The organism is Fictibacillus nanhaiensis (assembly GCF_019801215.1).
Lineage (GTDB): Bacteria > Bacillota > Bacilli > Bacillales > Fictibacillaceae > Fictibacillus > Fictibacillus nanhaiensis_C.
Genome location: NZ_JAHVJO010000001.1, coordinates 236,735 through 253,913, shown reverse-complemented (window position 1 = coordinate 253,913; position 17,179 = coordinate 236,735). Strand labels below are relative to the sequence as shown.

Genomic DNA, 17,179 nt, shown 5'->3' with positions numbered 1-17,179 from the left:
CTGCACATGCAGGCTTTTTTTTCTTATTCATTTATTTCATAGGTTGGATGACTTGACTGTTTTTTTACCGGCCGTCTCATTTCTTTTAAGATGCCTGGAAGTACATTGCCTAAATATTTTTTAAATGTGATAAATGAAGTTCCTGTTGTTCTTACCTTATAGGTAATTGGAACTTCTATCATTCGAAAGCCTTTACGGACAAGATTAAGCGTTAAGACTTGTGCGTAATTATAATCATGAATGATTTCGGCATCTCGCATAGCCTCTCGATTAAACGCACGCATACCTGATTGTCCATCGCGGATCCATCTTCTTAATAATACACATTGCAAAAGAGTAAAAACGTAATTTCCTAGACGACGATGAAGTTTCATACCAGAGATTGTCCCTAAAAACCGTGACCCCATTGCATAATCTGCTTTATCTCCCAACAATGGCTGAATCAATTCAGGAATTTCATCTGCTGGATACTCATTATCGGCATCTATCATGACAGCGATATCTGCTCCGTTTACATAGCAGGATTGCAATCCGGTTCGGACAGCCGCTCCTAATCCTCTGTTTTCAGAGTGGGAAACATAATGATCTGCACCAGCTTTTAGTGCAATTTCTCTCGTCTGATCCGTACATCCGTCATCAATGACCATCACTTCGACATCGACCGCAGAATGGAAGTTCCGTGGGATCTTTTGGATAACCTCTCCAATCGATTCTTCTTCATTAAAAGCAGGTAAAAAAACAATCACTTTTGTTGACTTTATCATTGTCTCATCAATCCCTGCTTTCTTTAATGGCTTGTTTTAATACAGGACCTCTGCTGTTCTTCGGAAAAGGGGCTCCTAGCAAGTGAGCAATTGTTGGAGCAAGTGACACTAAACTGTGTTTTTCATTAACGGCAATACCTTTACGTATATGCGGACCATGCATGATGAATGGAACAAAGCGTTCTCCTTCATCTAGATGTCCATGACCCCCAATACCATCAGCTTGTCCATGATCTGCACATATGATTAAAGTTGTATTCTTCATATGGCCTTCTTCATTCAGGTAATCCACAAAATCTTCAATCAGCTGATCAGCTTCATTGATCTTTTGAAGATATTCGTCATAGAAGACACCTCTGCTGTGTCCTGTTTGATCAGTTGCTATCATTTGTACAATGAGTAAGTCTGGATTCTCATTTTCCATAATTCCCTTGGCGCGCTTCATGATAGATGGATCTGCCACATCATTATTCATAACAGCGGTTACGGTTTCTACATCATTGCCCATCGCGTCAACCAAATGAGCGATTCCTAACAATTTCCCTTTTTTACCGACTTTTCGCAACGAATCAAAGATACTTTCTACTTTAATTCCTAACCTCCAAACCATATTGGATGTGATCCCATGCTCACGCGGATATGTCCCCGTAAACATGGATGAAAAGCATACGACTGTTCTTGCTGGGTAGACGGTTTCCATCTGTCTGTATTCGGTACCTTCTTCTCTTAACTTATCCAAATAAGGGGTTTTTGCTTTTTCAAAACGATCTTTTCTCATACCGTCAACTACGATTACAACCACTTTATCTGATTTTGCTTGAATTTCTTCTTTTGCAGTAAATTCTTCATACTCTGATGGTTTCCAGTCAAACAAATAACGGTGCAAAATCCATGCGAATATAGCAAATCCAATTGTAACGTATAATACCGGCGTATAATCAGAGAAAGTGAAACCGAAAGCTCCAACTTGTTGAAAAAGATAGTGCCATACGGTAAGCAACATAAATACTTTCGGCAGCTGTTCTTGTGCATTTCCACTTGTAGAATCACTGTTCTTTAGTACAAGTTTCCAAAATCTTGTGAAGTTTAGCCACGTTGTTCCAATTCTTAAATGATAATAAAGAGTTCCCCAAAAAAATACAGTGAAAAAGAAATAAAGTCCGGCAGCCAACATCCATAACGATAATGGCGGAGCATTAAGAAGCAAGAGACTTGCGATTAAAGGAATAAAAAGATAATTTCTTAAAAACAGCGGAAAATCATACACAAAACAGAGAGCGAATAATGGAAGTGTTCCCCCTAAACTTAATAAAAAGGAAAACCAAAAAGAGGTTTCATTCCATTCACCAATCGTGAACATCAAGAATACCCCCGTAGTAAAGATAGGAGTAAAGGGCTTTCCTTCGTTCAAGAGATTCCAGCAGCGAGCTGCGACTTTTTCAAATTTTGATGCTTTCTTCATGATTGTTTAACCTCTTTCTTTTGTTTCAAGCCACACTTTACGAAAAGATACAGGCGCTTTCATTAGCGTATAAGCCCCTGCGAAATATGAGAACACAAATTTAAATAAATGGCTGATGATTGCAACCTGAAGGGCGAGTTTAGGAGTAACCCCTGTCGCAGTTAAAGCGGAGGACATGGTCGCCTCGTAAGTCCCTATTCCTCCAGGAGTGAAATGAAAAACTTGACCGGCAATCGTGATTGCATTTATCCATATACTTTGCCAAACAGGTCCATCAATTGAAAACGAAAGCAATGTTCCGTAAACAACGATACTTTCAAGAATCCAGCTAAGAGCTACTATAAGGATGATGAAAGCGGATCTAACCGAAATAAATCTCAGTACTAATTTTCCCGACAACGGCTTTACTCTTAAAATCCTTGTCCTCAAAAGAAACGCAACAAAGAGAGTAAAGCAGATTACACTTACAAATATATAAAAATACTTGGGAGCTAATGCCACTCCGATCAAAGATCCAAACACCAAAGAAATGGTACCCAACACTAGCAAATCATATATCCTCATCACGATGACGGACTCAATGATTTCTTTTCTGCTTACGTTTGTCTTTAGATTGCTTAGATAACCTATTCTAAACAAATCTCCAGCTTTAACTGGCAACAGATGATTAAAGAACAAACTGTAAAACAAACCGTAGATATAATGTTTAATACTAATTTCTCTCGATAAATACATTCTCCAACTAACAGCTCTTAACCAAAAAGCTGTAAAGTAACCACCAGCCATAGTTATTAAAAGAATAGGAGATGTCGCGAGATTCATTAACCCATGTAGGAACAAATCGTAACTAAAGTAGTTCATGGTTAACCAGAAGAATAACAATAAAAGACTAATAGAAACAATCATTCTTATTGCTTTAAAACCTCTCATACCGTTTAGCCCACTCAATCGTCCGTCCGATTCCTTCTGCAAAAGAAATGGAAGGCTGGTAATCTAATTCTTCATTAGCTTTTTTTATATCAGCCCATGTCGTTTGTACATCACCTAAACGATGGGGGAAATGGATGGTTTCAAACTGAGGAAAGAACAGGCGGAACGTTTCAACAAGTTCTTCGATGGTTACAGGATTTCCACTGCCTAAGTTATACACCTGATGACCATTCGGATGCTGTATAACCGATTGAATGCCTCTTATAATATCGTCAACATACGTATAATCACGTGCAGTTTTTTTTGAGAAAATGGTAAGCGGCTCATCATTCAACAGTTTTTTTACGAATAACGGTATAGCCATGTCTGGTCTTCCCCACGGTCCATATACAGTAAAAAACCGAAGGATGCTTAAATGATAACCGTATAGATGACGATAAGCATGACAGAAGGATTCAGCTGACCATTTAGAAGCCGCGTAAGGTGATGCAACAAATCCTCTTGCATCACTCTCTTTTACAGGATGATAGCCTTGATTCCCATACACAGAAGAAGACGAAGCAAAAATAACGTGTTCAACCTTTGTAAGTCCGGAAGCTTTTAAAATGTTTACTGTGGCTTTAATATCAAGATCTATATATTCATGTGGATTTTCAATAGACTTTGGAACTCCTGGAATTGCGGCTAAGTGGATAACGGTGTGAAATTGCTTTTGTTCAAAAAGCTGAATGACTCTTTTTTCCTCCAAAAGGTCGAGCTCTATAAATTCAAAACCATCTCCAGCCATCTTTAACTGATCCATCTTCCTTTGACGGCTATAATAACCGTGAAAGGAGTCGATGCTAATGATGTGTAACTTTTTATTTTCGTTTAGGGAACGAAGCAATTGACTTCCAATAAAACCTGCTCCTCCTGTTACCAGTATATTCACGCTGGTCAATCCTCCCTAAAACTTTTTAATGATAATGATTTTCATTACCGTTGTATTATATCGATAATCCCTATTATCGTCAACTTGATGAAACAGAAAAAAGCCCGGTAGCCCGGGCTTTATAGATAGCTTACTTATGCTTGTTTAAGAGTTCTACTAACGCTTCTTTTGGTTGGAAACCTACAACTTGATCAACTACTTGACCATCTTTGAATACAAGCAATGTAGGAATACTCATAACTCCATATTTGCCAGCTGTTTCTTGGTTTTCATCAACATCCAATTTAACAACCTTTACTTCTTCAACCTCTTGATCGAGCTCTTCAAGAACAGGAGCGATCATTTTACAAGGTCCGCACCACGGCGCCCAAAAATCAGCAAGTACTAACCCTTCACCTGTTTCTGTATTAAATGTTTGATCTGATGCATTTACAATAGCCATTTATTGGCCCTCCTTTTTAATTAACAAAGTGTAAACAAAGTATATCACCACAAAATACACAGTTGCTAATAGTTTGCTCAACTTTATCGTACCCAAGTTTTATAACTGACAAACGTTAAATGGTTTGCGCTCCATCTAAATGCTTTTGACAGTTGAATAATTCGCATGACCACCGGATATGGTTATGTTTAAAAACGGATAAAGAAGTGTTATTCAATCCATACCATCTATCCGTTTTATCCTCTAAAAGATCCTTATAGATCCTCACAAGGAGTGCACCGTGTGTGACAATCAATACTTTTTGATTCTCATGGTTCAAAACGATCTCTTGAAGAACAGATTTCCAGCGATGATCAGCCTCTTCATTTCGTTCCCTGCCTAACTCCAGCTTATTCCAATCCTTTCCCCATCGCTCCACCCGCTCTTCTTCTGTTGTACCCTCAGTCTCACCAAATGAGATCTCACGGAGCCTTTCATCAGTAATCACAGATAACCCTGTAGCTTTTTCTATCGCTGTTGCAGTTTGATGGGCTCTTGATAATGGACTAGAATAGATAACATCCCATTTTTCAGCTCTAAATCTCTTAGCTAACAAATTGGCCTGATTCAAACCTTGTTCATTTAATGGAATATCCATACACCCTTGAGCTCTTTTTTGAATGTTCCAATCTGTTTCTCCATGACGGATAAAAGCAACAGTTGTCATTAATTCTCCCCCTGCATCCTTATGTAAAAAAACGTCCAGTAGATGAATGAACTGGACGTTTTAGATTCTTTAATTATACTAACACCTTTTTGAATTCTTCTGTTAACAGCGGTACAACCTCAAACAAGTCTCCTACAATTCCGTAATCTGCTACAGAGAAGATGCTTGCTTCCGGGTCTTTGTTAATTGCGACAATGACTTTCGAATTGGACATACCTGCTAAATGCTGAATTGCACCCGAAATTCCGCATGCAATATACAAATCAGGTGTTACAACTTTACCTGTTTGTCCGATCTGAAGAGAATAATCACAATAATCCGCATCACAGGCACCTCTTGAAGCACCTACTGCTGCTCCTAAAACGTCTGCGAGTTCTTGCAATGGCTTAAATCCATCTTCAGATTTCACACCACGACCACCAGCTACAATGATTTTTGCTTCTGAAAGATCTACCCCAGTAGATGCTTTTCGAACAACTTCTTTTACAATGGTTCGTAAGTCTTTAATTTCAACGGAAACCGATTTAACTTCCCCCGTACGAGACTCGTCTTTTTCTAGAGGTGCGATATTGTTTGGTCTGACGGTTACAAAAACAAGACCATCCGAAATCAGCTTTTTCTCAAACGCTTTCCCAGAAAACACTGGACGTGTAAATACTGTATTCTCACCTGCTTGCTCAAGTCCCGTCACATCTGAGATGAGGCCAGATTCTAATCGTGCCGCCAGTCTTGGGGAAAGATCTTTTCCTAATGAAGTATGACCGAAAACAATCGCTTCAGGCTTCTCTTCATCGATGATTTGTTTCAAAGTTTGAAAGTAACCATCTGTGGTATAGTTTTTGAGTTTTTCATTTTCCGCTACTAACACGCGGTCAGCTCCATAATGGATCAGATCGCTTGCAAGAGAATGTACCGAGTCACCACACAAAACAGCGAAAACTTCTCCTCCACCAGATATTTCTTTTGCTGCAGCGATTGCTTCAAATGAAACGTTACGCAGTGCACCGTCACGAGATTCTGCGAGTACTAAAACTTTTTTAGCCATGATGTCTCCTCCTTATATTACCTTTGCTTCGTTTCTTAAAAGGGATACAAGTTCTTTTACTTGGTCAGCCTTTTCACCAGATAAGATTTTGCCCGCTTCCTTTTTAGGTGGAAGATAGACTTCTACCGTTTTTGTTTTAGCTTCAACATCATCTTCATCGATATCAAGATCATCGAGTTCCAATGTTTCCAACGGCTTTTTCTTCGCTTTCATGATTCCCGGAAGAGATGGATAACGCGGTTCGTTCAAACCTTGCTGAGCTGTCACTAAAAGGGGCAGAGAAGTCTCAATTTTTTCAAGATCTCCTTCTACGTCACGTTCAATATTTACAGTCGTTCCATTCACTTCTATTTTCGTGATCGTCGTTACATGTGGGATATCAAGCAGCTCAGCTAAGCGTGGACCTACTTGACCTGTTCCATTATCAATTGCAACGTTTCCGCCTAAAATAATGTCATATTCTTTATCTTTAAAATAAGCTGCCAGAACAGATGACGTAGTAAACTGATCTTGGCTGTCCAAATCTTCATTTGAAATAAGTACGGCTTGATCCGCACCCATTGCTAAAGCGGTCCTTAGCTCTTTTTCAGAGTCTTCATCTCCTACGGTCACAACCGTAACGGTCCCGCCATGTGCATCTTTCAATGTGATCGCTTCTTCAATTGCGTACTCATCATAAGGGTTGATGATGAATTCCGCACTGTCTTCTGAAATTTTGTTGTTGGTAACTGCAATCTTTTCTTCTGTATCAAAGGTACGTTTTAAAATCACATAAATATTCATTGGTTTTCCCTCCTAATTTATCGGTCCTGAAATACAGGTTTTCTTTTTTCAATAAAAGCTTGGATGCCTTCTTGGCCATCATGGCTCTTAAACGCTTTACCGAACAGTTCTTGCTCTTTCTCTGCACCTTGTTCATATAGACCGTTTCGAGCGTAATTCAAAAGTTCTAACGTATATTTAAGGGATACAGCACTTTTCTCAGAAAAGCTTTCAGCCATTTTGTAAGCCCTTTCAAAGAGTTCTTCAGCTGGAAAAGAGTCGTTTGCTAATCCAAGGGTTACCGCTTCTTTTCCTGAAATTGGTTTACTCGTTAGAAGCATCTCACATGCTTTTGGTACTCCTACAAGTTGAGGAAGCCTTTGTGTTCCTGCAAAACCTGGTACAAGACCGAGAGTAAGCTCTGGAAGACCAAGCTTTGCATCTTCTGCAACAAGACGGACGTGGCAGCTCATCGCAAGCTCCAACCCACCACCTAATGCAGCCCCATGTATCGCAGCGATTACAGGCTTAGAAAATTGTTCTATTCGATTGAAAACATCCTGGCCTTTTTTTCCTAATAGCGCAAAACCTTTTTCATCTGGTACTTCAGTGAATTCTTTAATATCTGCTCCTGCTGAGAAGAAGCGCCCTTCACCTAAAATAACGACTGTTTTAATGGTGTTATCCTGTTCAATCTGATCAAGCGCTTGGTCGATCTCCTCGATTACGCCGGTCGAGAGGGCGTTTGCAGGTGCTCGATTTAATTTAATCGTTGCAATCTTATCCTGGATAACCACTTGCAAATTTTTCACTTTCTAGCCTCCTCTTTATAAAAATCAATCTGGATGCTGCCGCCTGACTGACAGACCGTTTACAAGCATTTGATGGATAGGCCCTGCAAGCGAAGGCAAATCATATCGATGATCATTCATCACCCAGTTTGTAGCGGTCTCATCAATTGTTCCAAATATCATTTGTCTTGCCAGCCTGTAGTCCATATCGCTTACAAACACACCTTCATTCATGCCATCCTTTAAAATGGTATCGATTAAATTTAAATATCTCTTTAATACTTCACCAATTTTAGCACGAAGCTGCCGGTTTGTTTGACGCAGCTCTAATTGAGTTACGATAGATAGTTCATAGTCAGCTGTTAATTGTTTAAAATGCATCTCAACAAGTGTTTTAAGTTTATCAATCGCTGTATCACTGCTTTTAAGCTCGCTTTCTGTTTTTGCAATAAAGGTCCCCATTTTTTCATTAAAAACAGAAACGAGCAAATCTTCTTTGTTCTTAAAATAAAGATAAATGGTACCATCAGCGACACCTGCTTCTTTAGCAATCTTTGAAACTTGGGATTGATGATAACCATGTTCCGCGATTACATTTACAGCTGCATCAATGATTTTTTCATACTTTGGACCTTTACGTTTCATAACCATCGCCTCATTTGTGTATAACACAATCGAACATTACCGAAAATGAATGATTGTTCATTCATAATTGTAAAACAAATCTTTCTTTTCTGTCAATTTCATTATGTCATTTTTTTATCAATATTGACAAGCTTTAACGTATTTTTATTATTGAGAAAGGAAAAAAACCGCATAATGGCGGTTTTTTTAGATCATTGTTTTGCTTTTTCTCTTTCCTCTTCAAGAAGTACTCTTCTTAAAATCTTTCCTACCATCGTTTTTGGAAGCTCATCTCTGAACTCATACAGTTTAGGAACTTTAAAAGATGCTAGGTGCTCTCGGCAATATGCGTTCAGTTCCTCTTCCGTGCACTCTGCTCCTTCTTTCAGGACAAGAAAGGCCTTTACTGTTTCCCCGCGATATTTATCAGGAACTCCAACGACAACAGCTTCTTTCACCTTTTCATGCTCGTATAATACCTCTTCTACTTCTCGCGGGTATATGTTAAACCCGCTTGCGATAATAAGGTCCTTTTTACGATCAACAATGTAAAAATACCCTTTTTCATCCATGTAGCCCATGTCCCCTGTAATGAGCCAATCATCTCGAAAAACAGATGCCGTTTCTTCAGGCTGATTCCAATAGCCTCTCATCACTTGTGGTCCGCGAACAGCTAACTCCCCTATCTCGCCAGGTAGAGCCCACTCACCTGTTTCTTGAGAGATAATAGCGGCTTCGGTGTTTGGCCATGGCAGCCCAATACTGCCTTTAACTTGATTACCATAGATTAAATTGGCATGGGTAACAGGAGATGCTTCCGTTAATCCGTATCCCTCAACTAACGATCCTGAAATGACAGCCTGAAACTTTTCTTGGACTTCTAATGGTAAAGCTGCCGACCCGCTGATACATGCCTGAATGGAAGACAAATCATATTTCTTAAGATCAGGATGGTTAAGGAGAGCGATGTACATAGTTGGTGCTCCTGGAAAAAGCGTAGGACGTTCTTTATGGATCGTCTTTAACACTTGAACAGGATCGAATTTAGGAAGAATAATCATTTGGGCTCTTGTGATTATGCCGAGGTTCATCACACAAGTCATCCCGTAAACATGGAAAAAAGGCAATGCTCCAAGGATTTTTTCTTCACCCTCTCGATTCTTGAACATCCATGCATTACATTGCAAAGCATTGATTACGAGATTTTGGTGTGTCAGCATTACCCCTTTAGCTGGGCCTGTCGTTCCTCCTGTATACTGCAATAAAGCAAGATCTTCATCTGGAGATATACTTACTTGCGGTTTTATAGGCTGTGAACGCTTAAGAAGCTGTGAAAAGGAATGTACCTCGTGATTATAAGAGATGTCAACAACCACAGTAGGGTTTTGCCGTTTTTGAATAAATGGATAAATCAGGTTTTTGGGAAATGGCAAATAATCCTTAATGGAAGTCATAATTACATGCTCTAATGAGGTATCCTTACGTACTGCAGAAATTCTTCCAAACAATAAATCCAATCCAACAAGCACGGTTGCACCGCTGTCAGAGAGTTGATGGCGTAACTCTCTTTCGGTATATAGCGGATTCGTCTGTACAACGATACCTCCCAAGAGCAAGGTACCATAGTATGCAATTACTGCCTGTGGACAGTTTGGCAGCATGATTGCTACCCGATCTCCTTTTTCCACTCCCAGTTGTGATAGGGAATGAGCAAACCGTAAGCTGCTTTCATATAGCTCACCGAATGTTAATGTTTTGCCTAAAAAATGTACAGCAGTATTGTCTCTTTTCTCTTCTGCTGCTGATTCTAAATACGCGAATAAAGGTTTGCTGTCGTAATCAAGATGTCCCGGAATTTCACTTGGGTAACTGTTAAGCCACCTTCTTTCCACTTGCATCTCCTCCTTTAATTCACGCCTTCCTTCAAAAATTCTATATCTTTATTCCTATTATATTGAAAACGCATACAATATTATATACTTTTTTAAAAATTTTAAATTATCGGTTAAATATGAATGCAAAAAACCAGATCTCTTTTTGTGAGATCTGGTTCATTCTAAGTAAAGAAAAGTAAATAAACGAAGCCTGCAGCAATAAATACGCCACTTAAAACAAATAATACTTTAAATAATGTTTCCATATCTTATCCCTTCAATTATTCGATTCCTTCGCCAATTACAAAAGAAAGGCCGATTGAGATAATCATGGATATAAATCCTACCGCTCTGTTATCATTTTCAATTTCTTTATCGATCTGAAATTTCGGTGTCAAAAATTCAAATATAAAATAACCGATAAGAAGCAGGATAAATCCATAAATACCCCACGTAATCATCATAAGTAAAGAATCATTTTGCGCAATGGAATAACGAAAAATATTGGCGATTCCAAAAATTTTCCCTCCAGTTGCTAAAGCTACTGACAGATTCCCCTTTTTTATTTCAACCCAGTTCTTATACCGAGTTACAATTTCAAATACTGCCAAAAACAAAACGAGGCACAGTACTACCACACTGTAGTTTGCTGCTGTTTTCAAAAAAGCATTTCCCATAAAATCCATCAACAGTTCCCCTTTATCTAAAGTAAACTTTGATTATTTTAACACAGCTACTGTTACTCCGCCTCCACCTTCACCAGCAGCCCCCATCCGAGTAGACTTCACATTTCTGTGCGATTTCAGAAGTTCTTGAACACCTTTTCTGAGAGCACCTGTTCCTTTACCATGAATAATATATACCTGATTAAAACCTGCCATCAATGCCTCATCTAAATAACGGTCAACCTCAAGCATAGCATCCTCATACCTTTTTCCTCTCAGATCCAGTTCAGGACGCGATGAATCGGTTGAACCTGTTACCTTTACGAACGATCGAGGCTCATGTTTTGCTTTAGATTCTTTTACCCATTCTAAGTCCCTTTCAGAAACATTCATCTTGAGAATGCCAATTTGAACTTGATACTCTTTATTGCTCACTTTTTCAACGATATGTCCTTTTTGCCCTACACTTAAGACCCTCACTTCATCACCAGGCACATATTCTGTTTTTGTAGAGACAGCTTTCGGCTTCTTATTCTTAGCTTTCGTTTTCGGAACTGCTTGTTCAAGTCTTTTTTTCGCTTCGATTAATTTATGCTCTTTAATTTGACCGCCTGCTTTTTGAAGTTCACGAATTTCAACAATAATTTCCTCTGCTGTTATACGTGCATTTTCAACTACCTTATCTGCTTCTTGTTTTGCTTTATCGTATAATCGTTCTTTTTCATTTTGGAAAAGCTCCATCTCACGTTCTAATTCTTCTTTAATCGCTTCTGCTTCTCGTCTTTTTAATTGGGCTTCTTCCATTTCTTTCTCTGCTTCTTTTCTGTTGTCTTCTAGCGATCTGATCATGTTGTCTATCTTGTTTTCATCTTCGCTGATTTGTGAACGTGCAGAGTCAATGATATCTTGACGAAGACCAAGTCTCTTTGATATTTCAAAGGCGTTGCTTCGACCCGGTACACCGACTAAAAGACGGTACGTTGGGCGGAGCGTCTGGATATCAAATTCAACCGAAGCATTCATAACCCCGTCACGATTATAAGCATATGCTTTTAGCTCACTATAATGGGTTGTAGCTACAACACGTGCACCTCTTGCAAAAACAAAATCTAGAATGGAGATCGCAAGCGCTGCTCCTTCTTGAGGATCTGTACCTGCACCAAGTTCATCAAAGAGAACGAGTGATTCATGGTCCATCTTGTTCAAAATATCTACAATATTAACCATGTGAGACGAAAACGTACTCAAGGATTGCTCGATTGATTGCTCATCCCCAATGTCTGCAAAAATAGTTTTAAATACAGCCATTTCAGATTCTTCCTGTGCCGGTATCTGCAATCCACATTGAGCCATTAATGTAAGAAGACCGATTGTTTTTAATGTAACAGTTTTCCCCCCGGTGTTTGGGCCGGTAATAACGAGAGATTGATATTCTCCGCCAAGCTTAACACTGATCGGAACAACCGAGTCTTGTTCAAGTAAGGGGTGTCTGCCATAGTGAAGAGATATATAGCCTTTATCGTTCATGATAGGTCTTGTACATTTTAGTTCATTCGCAAATCTAGCTTTTGCTAATATAAAATCAACCTCTGCTAAAATATCAACATTCAATAGGATATCATCAGCACTCTGTGCAACTTGCACTGTAAGTTCTCTTAAAATCTTTTCTATTTCACGCGTTTCCTTCGCCTTTGTCTCTTTTACTTGGTTGTTTATCGATACGACAGATTGAGGTTCAATAAACAATGTCGCCCCACTAGCTGACTGGTCGTGAACCATTCCGCCAAAGTTGCCTCTGTACTCCTGTTTAACAGGTATAACAAATCTGTCATTACGTATCGTGATGATAGAATCAGATAACATTTTTTGATAACTTGAAGATCTGACGATAGATTCTAGCTTTTCTCTTACTCTCGCTTCAAACGTTCGAAGCTGCTGACGGATTGCTCTAAGTTCATTGCTTGCACTATCCATCATGTGGCCGTTATCATCAACACAGCTCTTAATAGATTGTTCAAGTTCATGAAAGGGAATGATTCCTCCGGCAGCATCCTTCAGTATTTCTAGCTCAATGCCATCATCAACCAATCCCTCAATAAATCTCTTAAATCTTCTTCCGCCGTAAAGGGTAGAAGCAATATCCAAAAGGTCTTCTTCATTAAGGAGACTTCCTATTTTAGAGCGTTTGACATTTGATCGAATGTCAAAAATACCCCCAAAGGGGACTTGCCCTTTTAACCGAAGAATCTTTACGCCTTCATCTGTCGCTTCCTGTGCATCGTTCACTTCTTCTAAAGTTGTAGATGGTACAAGTGCATCGATCTTATTCATTCCTAACGTACAGCTCGCGTGTTTTTTTAATCGTTCTATTACCTTTTTTAATTCCAAGACACGTAACATTTTTTCTTGCATGTTCTTCCTCCTGATCCGAGGATATAGAGCTATTTTTTACGGTTTAAGTAGGCTTCCAATTCATCTAGTGTCATTGTGTTTAACACGGATCCTTTTTTTATAAAACCTTTACGTGCTACCGCTGCCCCAATCTCCATATGTTTCATCGTTTCTTTATAATGTGCATCCGTATTAATGCAAATTTTCACACCAAGGTCTTGCGCTTTTCTTAACCATTCATGCGAAAGGTCTAACCGGTTAGGATTTGCGTTAAGCTCGATTGCTGTATCTGTTTCATAGGCAAGCTGCAGCAATAAATCTACATCAACGTCATAACCTTTCCGTCGGCCAATCAGCCTGCCTGTCGGATGAGCAATTAAATCTACTTTTTTATGATGAAGCGCTGTTTTCATCCGCTCCATGATCTTGCTTTGATCTTGTGAAAACGCCGAATGAATACTTGCTATAACAAAATCCATTTCTTCCAAAACATCATCATCATAATCTAGTGTACCATCAGGCAGAATGTCCATCTCAATTCCTGCCAATATTTTAAAATTGCTGTACGTTTTGTTAAGCCGGTCAATCTCTTTTCTTTGCATACGAATTCTCTCAGGTGTAAGGCCATTTGCCACCTTCAGGTACTGAGAATGGTCTGTGATAGCCATATATTGATAACCGCGGTTTCTTGCTTCTTCAGCCATTTCCTCAATAGAGAAGGCCCCATCACTCCACGTAGAATGCAGGTGAAGATCTCCCTTTATATCTGATAATTGAACAAACTCATACGCTTCTTTTAACAGATCAAGTTCTTCTCCTGTTTCTCTTGCTTCTGGGGGTATAAAATTCAAGCCGAAATCATTGTAAAATTCCTCTTCAGATTGAAAGGTCCGTATTTCACCTGTCTCTGTATTTTCTACACCATACTCACTAATTTTTTCACCTCGCGCTTTAGCAAGCTGCCGCATTTTAACATTGTGCTCCATTGAACCTGTAAAATGATGCAGTGTTGTTGCAAAATGGTGAGGCTCTACAATTCTAAAATCCACAGAGACTGATATTTTTTCACCTAGCACGAGAGATACCTTTGTTTCTCCGCTGGCAATAATATCTGTCACTCCCTGCAGTTTTAATAATTGTTCTTTTACTTTACCAGGAGATTTAGTAGAAATAATAAAATCCAAATCTTTAATCGTTTCTCGATAGCGTCTAAGACTTCCCGCTCTTGAAAAGGATTCAACGTATTTCATTTTTTTGAGTTGTTGTTCAATTTCCTCTGCTATTGGAAGCATATAAGCGATTGGAAGTCTTTCGGGTCTTTTTCCTAAATCCTTTAAAGAAGCCAAGATTTTTTCCTCTGTCTTTACGCCAAAGCCAGCAAGTTCCCTGACCTTTCCTGCTTCACATGCTTCTTTTAATGATTCTATATTCGTTACGCCTAACTCTGAATAAAGTTTCGATATCTTTTTGCCGCCTAGATTTGGAACCTGCAGTAAAGGAATAAGTTCAGAAGGCACCTTTTCCTTCAGTTCAATGAGAAGATCTGACTCACCTTTATCCATCATTTCGATAATAACTGTTGCTGTTCCTTTACCGATTCCTTTTATTTTAGAAACATCGCCTATCTCATCCATCGTGTGTTCATTACTTTCAAGAGCATTAGCCGCTTTTCGATAAGCGGATACTTTGAAAGAATTTTCTCCTAAGATTTCGAGATAAAGAGCAATTTGTTCCAGTGTATGGACAATTTCTTTTTTATTAGCCATTCTATACTCCCCTCCAAAGTGCTAAGTAAAAAAACTTCTCCAAAAAGGGAGAAGTTTACGCCATATGTTTCATCCACATTTCCTTTACGGACTCAGAAAATACGGGGGTGTTTTTGACCATTCCCTGTGCGATCCATGAATTTTCATAATGCGCCTGAAAAGCCTCAAGTGGCACAAGTGTTGAAACATAAAGAAGAAGAAAAACGATTAGATACACTTCTACAAAACCTAATAGCCCACCAAGCCATCTGTTCACCGTGTGCAGAATTGGCAGATGTGCCAAAAAATCCAGCATTGAACCTATAATCTGCAGGATAATCTTTGTTGCGAAGAACAATATCGCAAAAGCAATCGCATTGTAATAAGCTTGTTCCATCGAGATGCTATTTAGCAAAAAGGAAACAGAACTATCATTAGATGAAGGATACGGCACCCATAATTCAAGCTTTGGTGCTAAATCATCATAATAGAGATATGCAACGATATAAGCTGCTATAAATCCTATCAAATGCACAAGCTGCATGATAAATCCGCGCTTTAACCCTATGAAAAAACCACCCAGTAATAAGACAAACAAAATGAAATCCAGCATGTTAACTTTCCTCTTTTCCAATTCTTTGTTGCAATTTTTTCAGCTCTTCTTTAATCTTTAAATATTCACTCATCGTATTTACTGCTGTAAGTACAGCAAGTTGTTTAGTATCAAGAGTACGGTTATGAGATTGAATTTCTCTCATCTTTAAATCTACTTTATCAGCTACTAAATGAATGTGGCTGGAAGTTTCGGTCCCTGCAACTACATAACGCTGTCCATAGATCTCGACCGTCGTACGGTTTTTATTTTTGTCTTCCGCCACGAAATAACCTCCTTATTATGAAAGGATCGTATAAAAGATTAATACTCTATTCTTTATCTTAACAAAAATCGGACATACTTGAAAATGTTTCTGTATTATTCCCATCATTTTTTTGATATTTTTGGAAAATGAATAACTACGCAGGAGGAACACCATATGGCTCATGTTGTTAAAAAAATGACTCCCTCTGAAATTTTAGCGATGAAAAAAGAACTCTCGTATGCCATTTCAGATAAGACTCCTCCAGGAGCAGTGTTTACCGCTAAATTAGTGGAGTGTACGGTGACAGCTTACAATTCGGGAAAAGTATTGTTTCAAGGTAAACAAGCAGAAGAAACTGCTCAAAAATTTGCTGGACAGGTATCTCAGGCAAAAGTAAAAAGTAAAAATACTGTTAAACCACCACATAGCTATGCACCACCTGACAATGTGGCTTCGTTATCGATAATCGGCAGCGACGAAGTAGGGACTGGGGATTATTTTGGCCCAATGACGGTAGCTGCAGCTTATGTATCCGCTAGTCAGCTTCCGCTTATAAAAGAATTAGGAGTAAGAGATTCCAAAAATCTAAATGATAAACAAATTATTCAGATTGCTAAAGAGCTTATCCACACCCTACCTTACAGCCTGCTCGTTTTGCCAAATGAAAAATACAATGAGCTTCAACAAAAAGGAATGACCCAAGGAAAGATTAAAGCGTTGCTTCATAACAGAGCACTGCAAAATGTTAGATCTAAAATTCCGAACGAAAAACTGGATGGCATACTGGTGGACCAATTTTGCGAACCTGGGGTGTATTTTAATTACCTGACAAAGGAAAAAAATCTATTAAAAGAAGGCATTTATTTTGCTACGAAAGGAGAATCTGTTCATCTAGCCGTAGCGGCAGCTTCTATATTAGCAAGATACAGCTTTCTAAAAGAGATGGATAAATTAGGATCACGCTTTCACACCGTTCTTCCAAAAGGTGCAGGGCCACACGTTGACGTTAAAGCAGCTGAGTTGGTTGAAAAATATGGTGAGGGTGTGTTTGATACCGCGACGAAAAAACACTTTGCCAACACGCAAAAAGCCTTGAATCTACTAAAGAAAAAGAGAATTTAATCAAGCTAGCGGCTGACTCGAGGAGCGCATGATTACCTTAGGATGTCAGCTTTTTTTTGTGCACA

17 protein-coding genes are annotated in these 17,179 nt (G+C 38.9%); 1 reads left to right on the top strand and 16 read right to left on the bottom strand.

What is annotated here, in order from left to right; all coding sequences use genetic code 11:
- Nucleotides 1-23 precede the first annotated feature (23 nt).
- The 16 genes from KUV80_RS01270 to zapA form a co-directional block, all read right to left on the bottom strand.
- On the bottom strand, nucleotides 24-764 hold the full coding sequence (locus tag KUV80_RS01270) for a glycosyltransferase family 2 protein (protein WP_222460882.1): 741 nt from the start codon (nucleotides 762-764) through the stop codon (nucleotides 24-26).
- A gap of 7 nt (nucleotides 765-771) precedes the next feature.
- The gene (locus KUV80_RS01265) at nucleotides 772-2,226 is read right to left on the bottom strand and encodes an alkaline phosphatase family protein (RefSeq protein ID WP_222460881.1); all 1,455 of its coding nucleotides are present in this window, start codon (nucleotides 2,224-2,226) and stop codon (nucleotides 772-774) included.
- 6 nt (nucleotides 2,227-2,232) lie between these two features.
- The gene (locus tag KUV80_RS01260; RefSeq protein WP_222460880.1) at nucleotides 2,233-3,156 is read right to left on the bottom strand and encodes a lysylphosphatidylglycerol synthase transmembrane domain-containing protein; all 924 of its coding nucleotides are present in this window, start codon (nucleotides 3,154-3,156) and stop codon (nucleotides 2,233-2,235) included.
- Complete coding sequence (locus KUV80_RS01255) at nucleotides 3,143-4,087, bottom strand: NAD-dependent epimerase/dehydratase family protein (protein WP_222460879.1); 945 nt, start codon at nucleotides 4,085-4,087, stop codon at nucleotides 3,143-3,145. Before KUV80_RS01255 ends, KUV80_RS01260 begins: the two co-directional genes overlap by 14 nt.
- A gap of 130 nt (nucleotides 4,088-4,217) precedes the next feature.
- Nucleotides 4,218-4,529, bottom strand: a complete 312-nt coding sequence (gene trxA / locus KUV80_RS01250; protein ID WP_222460878.1) for a thioredoxin — start codon at nucleotides 4,527-4,529, stop codon at nucleotides 4,218-4,220.
- Between the two features lie 115 nt (nucleotides 4,530-4,644).
- Nucleotides 4,645-5,235, bottom strand: coding sequence for a histidine phosphatase family protein (locus KUV80_RS01245; RefSeq protein WP_222460877.1), 591 nt, complete (start codon nucleotides 5,233-5,235; stop codon nucleotides 4,645-4,647).
- 73 nt (nucleotides 5,236-5,308) lie between these two features.
- Nucleotides 5,309-6,280 (bottom strand): electron transfer flavoprotein subunit alpha/FixB family protein, encoded by a 972-nt coding sequence (locus KUV80_RS01240; RefSeq protein ID WP_222460876.1) that lies wholly within the window; start codon nucleotides 6,278-6,280, stop codon nucleotides 5,309-5,311.
- Nucleotides 6,281-6,292: 12 nt separating this feature from the next.
- Nucleotides 6,293-7,063 carry an electron transfer flavoprotein subunit beta/FixA family protein gene (locus tag KUV80_RS01235; protein ID WP_222460875.1) on the bottom strand — a complete coding sequence of 257 codons (771 nt, stop codon included), beginning with the start codon at nucleotides 7,061-7,063 and terminating at the stop codon, nucleotides 6,293-6,295.
- Between the two features lie 17 nt (nucleotides 7,064-7,080).
- Nucleotides 7,081-7,854 (bottom strand): enoyl-CoA hydratase, encoded by a 774-nt coding sequence (locus KUV80_RS01230; protein WP_222460874.1) that lies wholly within the window; start codon nucleotides 7,852-7,854, stop codon nucleotides 7,081-7,083.
- A gap of 24 nt (nucleotides 7,855-7,878) precedes the next feature.
- Complete coding sequence (locus tag KUV80_RS01225; RefSeq protein WP_222460873.1) at nucleotides 7,879-8,478, bottom strand: TetR/AcrR family transcriptional regulator; 600 nt, start codon at nucleotides 8,476-8,478, stop codon at nucleotides 7,879-7,881.
- A 191-nt stretch (nucleotides 8,479-8,669) separates the two neighbouring features.
- On the bottom strand, nucleotides 8,670-10,355 hold the full coding sequence (locus tag KUV80_RS01220; protein WP_222460872.1) for an AMP-binding protein: 1,686 nt from the start codon (nucleotides 10,353-10,355) through the stop codon (nucleotides 8,670-8,672).
- A gap of 257 nt (nucleotides 10,356-10,612) precedes the next feature.
- Nucleotides 10,613-11,017 carry a DUF350 domain-containing protein gene (locus tag KUV80_RS01215; RefSeq protein ID WP_222460871.1) on the bottom strand — a complete coding sequence of 135 codons (405 nt, stop codon included), beginning with the start codon at nucleotides 11,015-11,017 and terminating at the stop codon, nucleotides 10,613-10,615.
- A 33-nt stretch (nucleotides 11,018-11,050) separates the two neighbouring features.
- Complete coding sequence (locus tag KUV80_RS01210) at nucleotides 11,051-13,408, bottom strand: endonuclease MutS2 (RefSeq protein WP_222460870.1); 2,358 nt, start codon at nucleotides 13,406-13,408, stop codon at nucleotides 11,051-11,053.
- 29 nt (nucleotides 13,409-13,437) lie between these two features.
- Complete coding sequence (polX, locus tag KUV80_RS01205; RefSeq protein ID WP_222460869.1) at nucleotides 13,438-15,153, bottom strand: DNA polymerase/3'-5' exonuclease PolX; 1,716 nt, start codon at nucleotides 15,151-15,153, stop codon at nucleotides 13,438-13,440.
- Between the two features lie 55 nt (nucleotides 15,154-15,208).
- Nucleotides 15,209-15,745 carry a CvpA family protein gene (locus KUV80_RS01200; RefSeq protein ID WP_222460868.1) on the bottom strand — a complete coding sequence of 179 codons (537 nt, stop codon included), beginning with the start codon at nucleotides 15,743-15,745 and terminating at the stop codon, nucleotides 15,209-15,211.
- Between the two features lies 1 nt (nucleotide 15,746).
- Nucleotides 15,747-16,010: a cell division protein ZapA gene (gene zapA / locus KUV80_RS01195; RefSeq protein WP_222460867.1), complete on the bottom strand. Its 264-nt coding sequence runs from the start codon at nucleotides 16,008-16,010 to the stop codon at nucleotides 15,747-15,749.
- A 156-nt stretch (nucleotides 16,011-16,166) separates the two neighbouring features.
- Here zapA and rnhC point away from each other — a divergent pair, with 156 nt between their 5' ends.
- Nucleotides 16,167-17,114: a ribonuclease HIII gene (gene rnhC, locus KUV80_RS01190; protein ID WP_222460866.1), complete on the top strand. Its 948-nt coding sequence runs from the start codon at nucleotides 16,167-16,169 to the stop codon at nucleotides 17,112-17,114.
- The last annotated feature ends 65 nt before the right edge of the window (nucleotides 17,115-17,179 follow it).

What these genes read in the sequence shown, in the direction of transcription:
- KUV80_RS01240 (WP_222460876.1), bottom strand. Translation starts at nt 6,280, where the DNA reads ATGGCTAAAAAAGTTTTAGTACTCGCAGAATCTCGTGACGGTGCACTG.
- KUV80_RS01215 (WP_222460871.1), bottom strand. Translation starts at nt 11,017, where the DNA reads ATGGATTTTATGGGAAATGCTTTTTTGAAAACAGCAGCAAACTACAGT.
- KUV80_RS01220 (WP_222460872.1), bottom strand. Translation starts at nt 10,355, where the DNA reads ATGCAAGTGGAAAGAAGGTGGCTTAACAGTTACCCAAGTGAAATTCCG.
- KUV80_RS01200 (WP_222460868.1), bottom strand. Translation starts at nt 15,745, where the DNA reads ATGCTGGATTTCATTTTGTTTGTCTTATTACTGGGTGGTTTTTTCATA.
- trxA (WP_222460878.1), bottom strand. Translation starts at nt 4,529, where the DNA reads ATGGCTATTGTAAATGCATCAGATCAAACATTTAATACAGAAACAGGT.
- rnhC (WP_222460866.1), top strand. Translation starts at nt 16,167, where the DNA reads ATGGCTCATGTTGTTAAAAAAATGACTCCCTCTGAAATTTTAGCGATG.
- KUV80_RS01265 (WP_222460881.1), bottom strand. Translation starts at nt 2,226, where the DNA reads ATGAAGAAAGCATCAAAATTTGAAAAAGTCGCAGCTCGCTGCTGGAAT.
- KUV80_RS01245 (WP_222460877.1), bottom strand. Translation starts at nt 5,235, where the DNA reads ATGACAACTGTTGCTTTTATCCGTCATGGAGAAACAGATTGGAACATT.
- KUV80_RS01235 (WP_222460875.1), bottom strand. Translation starts at nt 7,063, where the DNA reads ATGAATATTTATGTGATTTTAAAACGTACCTTTGATACAGAAGAAAAG.
- KUV80_RS01270 (WP_222460882.1), bottom strand. Translation starts at nt 764, where the DNA reads ATGATAAAGTCAACAAAAGTGATTGTTTTTTTACCTGCTTTTAATGAA.
- KUV80_RS01210 (WP_222460870.1), bottom strand. Translation starts at nt 13,408, where the DNA reads ATGCAAGAAAAAATGTTACGTGTCTTGGAATTAAAAAAGGTAATAGAA.
- KUV80_RS01225 (WP_222460873.1), bottom strand. Translation starts at nt 8,478, where the DNA reads ATGAAACGTAAAGGTCCAAAGTATGAAAAAATCATTGATGCAGCTGTA.
- KUV80_RS01260 (WP_222460880.1), bottom strand. Translation starts at nt 3,156, where the DNA reads ATGAGAGGTTTTAAAGCAATAAGAATGATTGTTTCTATTAGTCTTTTA.
- polX (WP_222460869.1), bottom strand. Translation starts at nt 15,153, where the DNA reads ATGGCTAATAAAAAAGAAATTGTCCATACACTGGAACAAATTGCTCTT.